General features: G+C 40.6%; 11 protein-coding genes. 7 read left to right on the top strand and 4 right to left on the bottom strand.

The features are described 5' to 3' along the window. Window positions 1-75 precede the first annotated feature (75 nt). Window positions 76-1,068: a beta-N-acetylhexosaminidase gene (nagZ, locus tag ACN0T8_RS13485; protein ID WP_417881144.1), complete on the bottom strand. Its 993-nt coding sequence runs from the start codon at window positions 1,066-1,068 to the stop codon at window positions 76-78. 425 nt (window positions 1,069-1,493) lie between these two features. On the opposite strand from nagZ, the gene ACN0T8_RS13480 reads away from it, so the two are divergent. Then, window positions 1,494-2,597: an anhydro-N-acetylmuramic acid kinase gene (locus tag ACN0T8_RS13480; protein WP_417881143.1), complete on the top strand. Its 1,104-nt coding sequence runs from the start codon at window positions 1,494-1,496 to the stop codon at window positions 2,595-2,597. A gap of 208 nt (window positions 2,598-2,805) precedes the next feature. After that, window positions 2,806-3,771: a porin gene (locus tag ACN0T8_RS13475; RefSeq protein WP_417881142.1), complete on the top strand. Its 966-nt coding sequence runs from the start codon at window positions 2,806-2,808 to the stop codon at window positions 3,769-3,771. Between the two features lie 90 nt (window positions 3,772-3,861). Here the strand turns inward: ACN0T8_RS13475 and ACN0T8_RS13470 are convergent, their stop codons facing one another. After that, the gene (locus ACN0T8_RS13470; protein WP_417881141.1) at window positions 3,862-6,960 is read right to left on the bottom strand and encodes an FAD-binding and (Fe-S)-binding domain-containing protein; all 3,099 of its coding nucleotides are present in this window, start codon (window positions 6,958-6,960) and stop codon (window positions 3,862-3,864) included. Window positions 6,961-7,227: 267 nt separating this feature from the next. Here ACN0T8_RS13470 and ACN0T8_RS13465 point away from each other — a divergent pair, with 267 nt between their 5' ends. Both ACN0T8_RS13465 and ACN0T8_RS13460 read left to right on the top strand, forming a co-directional pair. Continuing rightward, complete coding sequence (locus ACN0T8_RS13465) at window positions 7,228-7,914, top strand: DUF2786 domain-containing protein (RefSeq protein WP_417881171.1); 687 nt, start codon at window positions 7,228-7,230, stop codon at window positions 7,912-7,914. A gap of 319 nt (window positions 7,915-8,233) precedes the next feature. Continuing rightward, a complete protein-coding gene (locus ACN0T8_RS13460) occupies window positions 8,234-8,419 on the top strand; it encodes a hypothetical protein (RefSeq protein WP_417881140.1) in 186 nt (61 codons plus the stop codon). A gap of 165 nt (window positions 8,420-8,584) precedes the next feature. On the opposite strand, the gene ACN0T8_RS13455 is transcribed toward ACN0T8_RS13460, so the two are convergent. Beyond that, window positions 8,585-8,839 carry a hypothetical protein gene (locus tag ACN0T8_RS13455; protein ID WP_417881139.1) on the bottom strand — a complete coding sequence of 85 codons (255 nt, stop codon included), beginning with the start codon at window positions 8,837-8,839 and terminating at the stop codon, window positions 8,585-8,587. 165 nt (window positions 8,840-9,004) lie between these two features. On the opposite strand from ACN0T8_RS13455, the gene ACN0T8_RS13450 reads away from it, so the two are divergent. From ACN0T8_RS13450 to ACN0T8_RS13440, 3 genes are all read left to right on the top strand, one after another. Further along, window positions 9,005-9,412 carry a hypothetical protein gene (locus ACN0T8_RS13450; RefSeq protein WP_417881138.1) on the top strand — a complete coding sequence of 136 codons (408 nt, stop codon included), beginning with the start codon at window positions 9,005-9,007 and terminating at the stop codon, window positions 9,410-9,412. A 222-nt stretch (window positions 9,413-9,634) separates the two neighbouring features. Then, a complete protein-coding gene (locus ACN0T8_RS13445; protein ID WP_417881137.1) occupies window positions 9,635-10,738 on the top strand; it encodes a phosphoribosylaminoimidazolesuccinocarboxamide synthase in 1,104 nt (367 codons plus the stop codon). A 174-nt stretch (window positions 10,739-10,912) separates the two neighbouring features. Further along, window positions 10,913-11,164, top strand: coding sequence for a DUF2999 family protein (locus ACN0T8_RS13440; protein ID WP_417881136.1), 252 nt, complete (start codon window positions 10,913-10,915; stop codon window positions 11,162-11,164). A gap of 90 nt (window positions 11,165-11,254) precedes the next feature. Here ACN0T8_RS13440 and ACN0T8_RS13435 read toward each other — a convergent pair whose 3' ends face one another. Beyond that, a complete protein-coding gene (locus tag ACN0T8_RS13435) occupies window positions 11,255-12,376 on the bottom strand; it encodes a 2Fe-2S iron-sulfur cluster-binding protein (RefSeq protein WP_417881135.1) in 1,122 nt (373 codons plus the stop codon). Between the last annotated feature and the right edge of the window lie 8 nt (window positions 12,377-12,384).

The raw sequence follows: 12,384 nt of genomic DNA, 5'->3' as shown, positions 1-12,384 counted from the left end.
ACTGGTGAGAATTTTGGAACAAAAGTGGTGAGAATGCAATCCCACCACTTCTTTTGGGTTGCAATAAATTCTGTATTACTGCGCGTTATCCCAATACTGATTCATAATACGGTTCGCTTGCTGCCAACGTTCTGTGGCTTGCAATTCTTTTAAACTAAAGCTCTGCTGCTTAAGTAAGCTCATCGCTTGCGGAACTTCTACGATGGGTAGGTTATCGAGTACTTCAACTGCGGATGAGCGGTTATTACACATCAATACCATGTCACAGCCTGATTGCATTGATTTCAAAGAACGCTCGGCTGGTCCGCCCATAATTGCGGCACCTTCCATGTTTAAATCATCAGAAAATACGATGCCTTTAAAACCAAGTTGATTACGCAATATATCCTTCAACCAATAAGGCGAACCGCTGGCTGGTTGGTCATCGTAATTAGGGTAAACCACATGTGCTGGCATCATGGCATCGAGAATTCCAGCATCAATCTGCGCTTTAAAAATCGCCATGTCATTTTCAAAAATATCATTGCGATTATCAAATGGGGTTTCATAGTGAGAATCAACAATCACGCCACCATGGCCAGGAAAGTGTTTACCTGTGGTTGCCATGCCAACTTGCTTCATACCTTTCATATAAGCAGAGCTGTAGGTCAAAATAGTCTCAAGATCTTCACCAAAGGCACGGCTACCAATCGCTTTACATTGAAATGATTGATCGAGTACAGGTGCAAAGCTTAAATCGATATCATGAGCAATCAATTCTGCTGCCATTAACCAACCACCAAGTTCCGCCGCTTCAACACCATTTTCCATTTCAGCATAGGCTTGAGCTGGTGGAATTTTGGTAAAACCATCACGGAAACGTTGTACACGGCCGCCTTCTTGATCAACACCGATAAGAATAGGACGCTTGGCTGCTCGACGAATAGCATGATTTAACGCGATAAGTTGTTCATTATCATGGTAGTTGCGAGCAAATAAGATCACACCACCAACGGTTGGGTGCGCCAAAATGTCTTTATCTTCCGGATCAAGTTCATAGCCTTCAACGTCTAACCACAATGGACCCATTGTATTTTCCTTCTCAGTATCGAATATTGCACCAAAATAATCGACAAACGTGATTTATGGTACTGATTTAAGGTTATATACCCAAGTGACTTCAAGATGCAGAATTCAGAGCTATCATCCAGACCTTTAGACAAGGAAGATTGGCGAAGGAATGTAAGCACCTCTCAAACCAATCTGATGCGGTATAAAGGTTTGGATGAAGCTCCCGAAGGGCAAGTTAAAACAAGCTTTATGCTGCGTTAAATTGAACAGAGATAGAATAACTATGATCATATTCAATTTGCCTTGCCTAAAACTTGTTTTAATCTTGCTGAAACTCGCATCTTGAAGTGACTTGGGTATACACTATTCTGACACTAATCATGTATGTTTAAAACTCTGTCTTTAAACTAATTAATTTTAGATTACGACTCAAAAGGTAAGCTATGGAAAAATATATCGGCATTATGTCTGGCACCAGTTTAGATGGTGTGGATACCGCATTAGTTGAAACCGATGGCAAGTCGATTCGCTTACTGGCACAAGATTTTTTCACCATGCCTGAGGATTTAAAACAAGACGTATTAAGTGTGTGCATTGGCCAACAAACCACGTTATTGAAAATCGGCGAAATTGATCATCGTTTGGGTAAGGTTTTTTCCGATGCAGTGGATCAACTAATCGATAAAAACAGTTTAAATAGAGACGATATCAAAGCCATTGGTAGCCACGGCCAAACGGTGTTTCATGCGCCAGATTCCGCTTACCCTTTCACCATGCAAATGGGTGATGCCAATATTATTGCCGCGCAAACTGGCATTACTACGGTTGCAGATTTTCGTCGTAAAGATATGGCATTGGGCGGTCAAGGTGCACCACTCGTTCCTGCATTTCATAAAGCACTATTTGATCACATTGATAATAATATCGTGATCTTAAATATCGGCGGCATTGCCAATATTTCCATCATTGATGGTGATCAAACATCAGGCTACGACACAGGCCCAGGTAACATGTTAATGGATGCTTGGGTTCAGAAGCACTTTGGTCAACCTTATGATAAAGATGCGGCAATCGCCCGATCTGGCAAAGTAGATCAATCACTTCTTGAAGCACTATTAACCGAAAGTTACCTACAACTTCCTGCGCCGAAAAGCACAGGACGAGAACTCTTTAACCTACCTTGGCTAGAACAAAAATTAACTGGCTTTACTCTAAGTAATGAAGATGTCCTTACCACGCTCGCTGAATTTACCGCTATCACTATTGCTAACGAAGTAGAAAAGCTGACTCAAGCAAATCGCACCAATGAATTATTGGCTTGTGGCGGCGGTGCAAATAACCCATTGCTTATGGAAAGATTGCAACAACGGCTTCCCGAATGGCAAATAGGCAATACATTGAAATATGGTATTGATGCCGATTACATGGAGGCAATGGCTTTTGCTTGGCTCGCACATCAAACGATCAATGGTTTACCGGGTAACCTACCTGCTGCAACCGGAGCTTCACGCTTTGCGGTATTAGGCGCAATCTACTTACCTTCATAACTTAATCTACAAAACCCCAATCAATTTAAAGCCAAAGTGTTCTGCATTTTGGCTTTTTTCGAGATATAGATCACATTTTGTTATCACCTCTAGCAATACATCAAAACGTAATACAACAGACACCAATTCTTAACATTCCTATTCTAGAGTACTTTCAACACCAAGAAGACACGTAAGTCTCTAATTTAAAAAAATAGGATTTAAAACAATGAAAAAAGCAGTTCTAGCCACATCAATTTTGACAGCAATGGTTTCTACTTCTTCTCTAGCAGCGACCGTTTATAAGGATGATACTTCTGAGCTGAAAATTGGCGGCCGTGCAGAGGCACGTTTCAATGTTTCAGATAACAATGAAGAATATGATCTAACCACTGGAGATAAAACCGAAAGTGCATTTAACGATAAAAGCCGTGCTCGTTTAAGTATTTCTGGTAAGACTCAAATAACAGATGACCTTTCAGGTTTTGGTAAGTACGAAAATGAAGCTGACGGATCTGATGGCATCAAAACTCGTTACCTATTCGGTGGTATTGGTACTCAAGTGGGTGATTTCTCTTACGGTAAACAAGATACTGCATTAGTGATGATCACGGACTTCACCGATACCATGGCAACGTTTGGCGCAGATGCCGATGATGCCGTAGCTTTACGTGCAGGTAGCGATAAGCAAGAAAACAACTTCGCATATAAAGGTGAATTTGGCGGCTTTACACTCGGCGCTAACTACCTCGCTGAAGAAGAAGCAAATTCTGACCAATACACGATTGCTGGTATGTACTCATTTGATTTCGGCTTAGATTTTGGTGTGGGCTATGCTGGCGGTAAAGTCGCTGACCAAGACGCTAACCAAGTTGATATCGGTGTACAATACTCTATTGCAGACTTTACTTTCGGTGCTCTTTATCTAATGAACTTTAGCGATGACGCTACTGGTAATAGTGATGACAACGATGGTTATGAAGTTTCAGCTCAATACAAACTGGATAAGTGGACTTTCGTTGGCGTATATAACTACGCAACAGAAAATGATGGCAACGATGACGCAGTTGATAACGTTGCAATCGAAGCAGTTTACAAGTTCAACAGCAACCTACGCACTTACGCTGGTTACAAGTTTGAAATGATTGATGACCTAGATGATCAAATCCAAGCGGGTATCCGTTACGATTTCTAATCATTGAGAAACATGACCAAAACTAAAGGCCTGAAACGATATCTTTCGCTTCAGGCCTTTTTTTATTTAACGATTCAGTTGCTTAATGCTCTACTCCAACATCGTAAGCAAGGCTTGTAGTGGGTGCTTAGGCTTCATCCCCTCAAAACGCTTCACTTGGCTACGACAAGAATAGCCAGTAACCAAGCAACGCTCTTTGTCCAAACGGTTAATATTTGGCTGCCAGCTTAGCTGATAGATACCTTGTGACATTTCAAACTTATCTGCTTCATGACCAAAGGTTCCCGCCATACCACAACAGCCAACAGAAATGCTCGTTAACACACCGCCAAAGTGGCTAAAGATTTCGCCCCAGTGCTTTTCTGAGTTGGGTAACTTGGTTTTCTCGGTACAGTGAGAGAACAAATACCAAGGTTTATCATCCGCTTTTGCCGAATAGACAAATGTCGCGAGGTTTGGCTGTAACCATTCATGCACGCTTAAAACCTGAAACTCTCCCGCTTTCTCACCAAGTACCTCGCGATATTCATCTCGATAACAAAGTACGGTTGCAGGGTCGACGCCAACCATAGGAATATTTAGCTCAGCCAGCTGATTTAAAAACTCAGCGGTTGAAGTGGCGGTTTGAGTAAATTGCTTTAAAAAACCTTTAACATGCTGAGCTTTACCATTGGGTTTAAACGGCAATACGACTGGTTTTTTACCCAGTTTCACGGCTAAATCAACAAAGTCTGACACGACATCAGCATCATAAAAACTCGTAAACGGATCTTGAACGATCAATAGGTAGTCTTGGCGTTTATCTTCTGACAGCGATTGTAGTTGTGACAAACTGAATCGGCTATCCCATTGTTGATTGTCTAAACTCTGTTTTAAGGTTGGTAGTGATAATAACGGGGTATCGATATAGCCAACGGTCTTTTTAGTTAAAGACTGCACCCACCCCATTCCCAACATACCATTGGTAACTTTTGGCATAGCAGCCATTAGCGGCAATAAACTTTCAATATTACCCACTAGGTAATCTTTAACTGGACGCTGATAACGAGTGTAGTAAACGTTTAAGAAGCGTGAACGGAAAGAGGGTACATCAACATTAATCGGACATTGACTAGCACACGCTTTACACGCTAAACAGCCATTTAAAGCATCGAAAACTTCATGAGAAAAATCATATTCATCTTTCTTCTTCATCGAGTTACGCACGCGATCAATCATGCTTTTTATCGACGTTGACTGCTTTAATGTCGTTTCTTCTAAATCGAGGATATCTACTCCGTTTGCGGTTAATTGACGCAACCATTCACGCACTAAACCTGCCCGACCTTTTGGAGAGTGACGACGATCCGCTGTGACCTTCATTGACGGACACATAGGTGAGTTCACATCATAGTTAAAGCACAAGCCGTTACCATTACATTCCATGGCTTGTCTAAAACTATCACGCACCGTAACCGGAATTTGGCGATCATAAAAAGCACGCTTGGTATCCGATACTTTCACGAGCTGATCTTGGCTTTCAAGCGGAGTACAAATTTTCCCCGGGTTCATTTTATTGAGTGGATCAAATGCGGCTTTCACTCGACGCAATTGCGTAAACAATTCATCGCCGAAAAATTCAGGGCCATATTCTGAGCGGTAACCTTTACCATGCTCACCCCACATTAAACCGCCATATTTAGCGACTAACTTAACGACTTCATCCGATACCTGATGCATCATTTTTTCTTGTTCAGGATCACACAGGTCTAAAGCAGGACGAACGTGAAGCACCCCAGCATCAACATGACCAAACATGCCATAATTTAGTGATTTTTCATCAAGTAGCGTGCGAAACTCAGCAATAAAGTCCGCTAAGTTTTCCGGTGGTACACAAGTATCTTCCGTAAAGGCAATCGGCTTGGCTCGCCCTTTTGCCCCACCTAGAAGCCCAACTGCTTTTTTACGCATGTTGTAGATTTTATTAATGCTTTCTAAATCATGACAAACCTGGAAACCAATAATGCCGCCATCTTCCGTTTCAAGCTGTTTTTCTAATGTGTCGACTAACGCACTCACTTGCGCTTTGACTTCTTGATCGTTCTGGCCTGCAAATTCAACAATGTTGATACCTTGCATATCTTTACCCGGAACATCGGTGAGCAATTCACTCACGGTATGCCACACAATATCTTGCTTAGCTAAATTCAATACCCTTGAATCCACCGTTTCGACCGATAACGCTTGCGCCTTAACCATTAATGGCGCACTTCTTAATGCAGAATCAAAAGAATTATATTTAATATTAACCAAAGAACGAGATTTAGGAATTGGCGTTAAATTCAGTTTTGCTTCCGTAATAAAAGCCAATGAACCTTCTGCGCCACAAAGCACTCGACCTAGATCAAACACACCCGATTCATCTTGCTCGAATGACAAAGCGTTTTTCAGATCGTAACCCGTTAAAAAACGATTTAATGGTGGAAATTTCGATTCAATGGCCGCGCGATTTTCACGGCAAACCACTTCGGTCATTCGATACGCTTTATCAGCCAATGTACCTAATTCAGGCTCACCTTGTGATCCATCGGTTTCATACATTGAACCATCAGCAAACACGGCTTGCAGCGATAATACATGATCAGAAGTTTTACCGTATTTTAACGAGCCTTGACCAGACGCATCGGTATTAATCATTCCGCCTAATGTTGCTCGGTTACTAGTCGATAAATCTGGCGAGAAAAAATATCCGAAAGAACGAACGGCGTCATTAAGTTGATCTTTAATCACACCAGATTGAACACGAACCCAGCCTTCCTTTTCATTAACCTCAAGCACTTTGTTCATATAACGCGACATATCGACCACAATACCTTTGGTCAATGATTGTCCGTTGGTGCCAGTGCCCCCACCGCGCGGTGAGAAAGTGATGGTAGCAAATTTGTCTTGTGCCCCTATTTTACCAATGAGCTGCACATCTTTATTATCTTTTGGTAACACTACCGCTTGAGGAAGTTGCTGATAAACACTGTTATCGGTCGCGACAGCCAAACGGCTTGCATAGGTTTGCTCGATGTCGCCAGTAAAGCCAGACGCTTTTAATTCATTTAAGAAAGCATCGACCAAAGGCTCAACATCGTAACCTTGATTTAGAGATGGTAAGAAAGTTTGAGTTGAAGATGATTGTGAAGATTTACTATTTGCCAACATTACGCATCATGCCCCTACATCGCTGATCCCTTCAGCTAGAAATGGATTATACCCAGTGACGTCAAGATACTTGAGTATATATTTTAAATCGCTCCACTTTACCTTATTTCAATCACAGTGAGGAGTAGAAAATACCGTGTTCTGCTGATTTATATTTTGTAACTTAAGCTCACCTGTTGTTCTTTCTTACACGCTCAAAAAACGGTAGAATATGCGGCTCATTATTTTACCCAAACAATCAGCCTATTAATGAGTACACCACAGGTAATGGATAAACAAAAAGCTCTTAAGAAAATTGCCAAATGCCTTGAGCTAGGTAGTTCAACCAATGTCAATGAAGCAGCTCAAGCGATCAAGATGGCACATAGGCTGATGCTTAAATATGGCTTGGATAAGGACGATATTGATTTCATTAAATTGGGTAAAACTCAATCTAGTCATTTATTACCAGCAAGTATTAGTTCCAATATTTTACGAGTGATCCGTGGTATTAATACCCGTTTCGGTGTTGAAGCAGTATTACTCAATCACAAAGGCTTAAAACGTGTTGAATTTATTGGTGAAGCTGATCGCGCTATTTTTGCCGCTTTCGCATTTGATATTATTTATCGTGAAATGAATGAACAGACAGGGCAATTCCGTAATAGTTTCTCAGGTACCGGCACAACCAGTGCGGAAGTGACTCGTCGTGTTAACTCTTTCTTATCTGGTTGGATCGAAGGCGCTCTTGAAAAACTGCCTTTAATCGCCCCAGACGATGACTCGGCAAACAAGATTAACGACTACATTGATAAAGAATTTCAAAACGTCGACCGTGAAACCTTCAAACAACAGCTACGTGACGCCATGAAAAACTTCACAGCAGATTATGAAGTCGGCTTAAAAAAGGGTCGCCGTGTTTCAGTTAACCGCCCTATTAATGGCGCAGCAGAAAAGAAACGCTTAGCCAAATAATCTCAACTCCTCCCCCTTCTATACCCAAGGTAATTAGGGTTGCAGTGAGGCGACAAGTGAATGAGTCTCCATGAGCATAGCTCGCCTATGTGGATTAGGATGATTGAGCGCTGTCAACAACGCTGCAGCTTTAAGTACAAAAGATATATTTTCTTGTCTGAATATTTCCTTTAATTCAGGCAATCGATTCCCTAATTTTTATTGTTGAGTATTGTGATCAAATACACATTTAACTCACCAATAATATTCGAAAGTGTCACTTTACTTCGCTACACTTCTTGGCGTTCAATAATTCGGAATTGTTACGGGAAAATATAAAATGGAAAGTGCTCATGGTACTTGCGACTGGTGCAAACAATTCGTAGGTCAATTAACTAAATTAGAATATATAGATGGAATGAGTCATAACGCTTGTCCAGAATGTCACGATTATGCTCGAATTGATGTTCGACAGTTTAATCTCGCAGAACAGACTTTAAGAGAAAAACAAGCCAAGTTGAAATAGCAGACAGATATATAGATTGGTTTGCAAGGTGCCTACATTCCTTCGACCATCTCCTTGTCTAAAGGCTTGGATGATAGCTCTGAATTCTGCACCTTGAAGTCACTTGGGTATACATTTTAGAAAAAAGAAGGCGCTCATGGTAAGCGCCTTTTTAGATCCAACGATTCAAAAGATGCCTTCTATTAAGGTCCCCTCTTTCAATATTAATGATGCGTTTTCTACTTTTTCACACTCGCTAAAACGGTTGCAATAGCAACTAAGATCGCAACAGCAATTAGTGCAACCCTGAACAACCAAAGTGAGAAGTCGACCAATCACGATGTCAATTAAGCTTGCCGGAACACGTTTGTCAATCACATCAACAATCACCATCAAGAACATCATTATCATCACAACGTCAGTCATTAAAGCCGGATTCATTACGTATATCGTCTAACCCTTTAATTTTTCATCAGTTTTTTAAACCCACAAATAAAGAGTGACATAGATCACGCTTACTAAGTATTCACTCAATAAATCGCTTGATCTTTCATCAATAAAAAACTACTGTATAAAAACACAGTATGGATATATGGACAGTCAATTATGTTGAATCACAATGCCGCTTTACCTCATCAAGCGCTTACATCTTTTGCACATAACGATGATATTTTTTCAGAAAATAGTTCGCTGTTTTCTCGCCTATCAATGCTGTCTAAAAGACCAAACTGGTTACTATTTACCGCAGGTGCCACCTTACCGACTAATCAAGAGCTACAAAGCTTTGGAATTGAAGCCCATAAAGTGATCAAAATTAAAGAATCCCATTCTATGACGGAAAAAGACATCATTCTTAAAGCACTGAATGCTAAAAATGCCAGTGCGATTGTAGCGAGTGACAATTTTTCAATTCAAGATAAAGAAGCTCTAAAAAACCAAGCTCGTCAAAGTGGCTGTGAGATCTTCTTTATGGATAGTACAATTCAACAAACGCTAACTCGTCATCTACATTAATTTATTCCCACATGATTTTGGATAAAGATAGAAAATCTTGATGATGAAATAGACTTTCATTTACGAAAAAATATTTTAATGCAAACGTTTGCTTTTTCTCTGGATAGAATTAGGTGAGTTCTGTTACTATGCGACTTTCAGGTGTGAAAGGCATTCATACCTAGTTCTTAATATACCCTGTTCTTAACATACCCAGTTTTTAAGCCTAGTAGGAAAATGGAAATGAGCATTGCTAATCAAGTTCTTGCCGTGAATGATGACCTTCCCATCCGTACCGACAAACCCGTACACAGTGGTAAAGTTCGTTCAGTATATTGGTTAACCGAAGCTGACAGTCGTCGCCTAATTCAAGAAAAAGGTTACGATGTCGCAGAAGACGCTCCTTTAGCCATTATGGTCATCAGTGATCGCATCTCTGCATTCGACTGCATTTGGCATGGCGAAGGTGGATTAAAAGGTGTTCCAGGCAAAGGCGCTGCATTGAATGCCATTTCCAACCATTGGTTCCAGCTGTTTAAAGATAATCACCTTGCAGATAGCCACATTCTAGACATTCCCCATCCATTTATTTGGATCGTTCAAAAAGCCAAACCGGTCATGATTGAAGCTATTTGCCGTCAATATATCACTGGTTCAATGTGGCGTGCTTATGAAAAAGGCGAACGTGACTTCTGTGGTATCGCACTACCAGAAGGTTTAGAGAAAGATAAAGTTCTCCCTGAATTGCTGATGACGCCATCAACCAAAGGTATTTTGAAAGGTATTCCAAACGTACCAGAAGCAGATGATGTCAATATCGCTCGTCAAGATATCGAAGCAAATTTCGCTGCATTTAACTTCTCTAAACAAGAAGATATCGCCCACTATGAAAAGCTACTCAAAGAAGGCTTTAAAGTGATCAGTGACGCATTAGATAAGGTTGATCAAATCTTCGTAGATACTAAGTTTGAATTTGGCTACGTTAATGATGCAGCAGGGAATGAAAAGCTAATTTATATGGATGAAGTGGGTACACCTGATTCATCACGTATTTGGGATAAAAATGAATACCAATCTGGCCGTATTGTTGAGAACTCAAAAGAAGGTTTCCGCCAATTCTTATTAAGCTACTTCCCAGACCCAGATATTCTCTTAAACAAGAATCGCATGGATGAGCGCTTCGCACTTGCTAAGAATAACGCCCTACCACAAGAAGAAATCATGAAGATCTCTCAAACGTATTTGGATATTGCAGAAAAAATTACCGGTAAGAAAATTGAATTAAGTGACAATCCGAAACAAGAAATCATAGATATCTTAAAACGTGATTACGATTTGATTGTTTAAACGATTACGTCACAAAAAATATTGGGCGACTTTAAAGCCAGTAACAAAACCTTATTGGGCCATCGCTATTCATATTTAGATATTAATATGACCTCAGGAGTGCTTCAAATAGCATCTTGAGGCCACTTAGGTATAAAATACGGCCAATCTATTTAGTCATTGAAAGAGAAGACCATGAACCCAATTTTAGCGTTATTAAAAGAACACAATATTGCCGAGGAACAAATCCGTGATATTTTTCAACAACTCACGGAAAACCCATTGGCTGCTATGGCAACAATAAGCCAACTAGGTTTGCCACAAGAAAAGCTACAAGTGTTGATGACTCAAGTCATGCAAAACCCCGCATTAATTAAAGATGCTGTAGATGAGTTAGGCTTGGATTACTCAAAGGTAGAAGAAGCGAAAGAAAAACTTCAGAAGTAGTTTGAGTCTATATAAAAATTTAGACTAAAAAGGGTCGCTACGATGTCATTGATAGCGACCTTTTTATATTTCTCACGAAGAATGAAATGATTAGTTCAATGCCACTTCAACATCCGACTCGACTTGGCACGAACATGCCAAAACAAAGCCATTATCTATTTCATCTTCCGTTAAAGTCGCGGTACTCGTGCGAGTAAATTCACCTTTTACAACACGACACTTACATGAACCACAAATACCACTACGGCATGCAGCTATCACGGGTACTTTGGCCGCTTCCAAGGCATCAATCAATGCACTACCAATTTTCGCTTCGGCTTGAGCGCCAAATGTAGGTACAAATACCGTGGCATTACTGATCGCTTGCGCTTTATCATCTTGTTCAGCGATTGAAACATCAGGTTGTTCTGACTCGGCTGGTGTGAAACTTTCTTGATAAAAGTTATCCATATTCATACCAAGCTCAGATAGATTTTCTTGCATTGCATTCATAAAGCCAATTGGGCCACATAAAAATGCGCTACGCTCCGCAATATCCGGGCAGAACTGTTTTAAAGCCGCTTGAGTTAAACGCCCTTCTAAATACTCTGATCCTTGGGCATTTTCTAACATCACATCAAAATGAAAACGCTCATGTGACGCCGCCATTTCAAGTAGTTCTTGATGGTAGATCACTTGCTCAAGCTCTGTTGCCGCATGGATAAAATGAATATCCGTGGCATCTTCTATATCTGCTAACAGCGTTTTCGCCATCGACATAACCGGTGTGATCCCACAACCAGCACTGAGCAATACAATGCGTTCGCCATGCGGTTGCTCTATATGAAATTCTCCAGCAGGTTTTAACACTGATACCGCTTGGCCTTCTTGTAAAGAATCCACGATATAGTTGGAAACTTTGCCACCATCAACGCGTTTAATAGTCAGTTGTAATTCGCTTTGATGTGGCATTGAACTTAATGAATAGGCACGGTATTCAGTCTTACCCTCGACTTCAATACCAAGCGTGATAAATTGACCAGGAATAAAATCAAATGTCGTTTCTGAATTTTGATTTTCTGCCACTAAAATGACGCTAACGCAATTGGGTGTTTCTTGCCATTTACGTTGGCAAATAAAAGTGGATGGTTGATTGTCTAGCCATTCAAATTGGTTCATTTCATTCGGTCTCTCATAAACTTTACAAATATAAACGTCATTTCGAGCAATCATGGTTGGCA

This window comes from Vibrio sp. (genome assembly GCF_048266485.1).
In the GTDB taxonomy this organism is placed as follows: Bacteria; Pseudomonadota; Gammaproteobacteria; order Enterobacterales; family Vibrionaceae; genus Vibrio.
The sequence above is the reverse complement of the archived record's forward strand: the minus strand, read 5'-3'. Positions and strand labels throughout refer to the sequence as shown.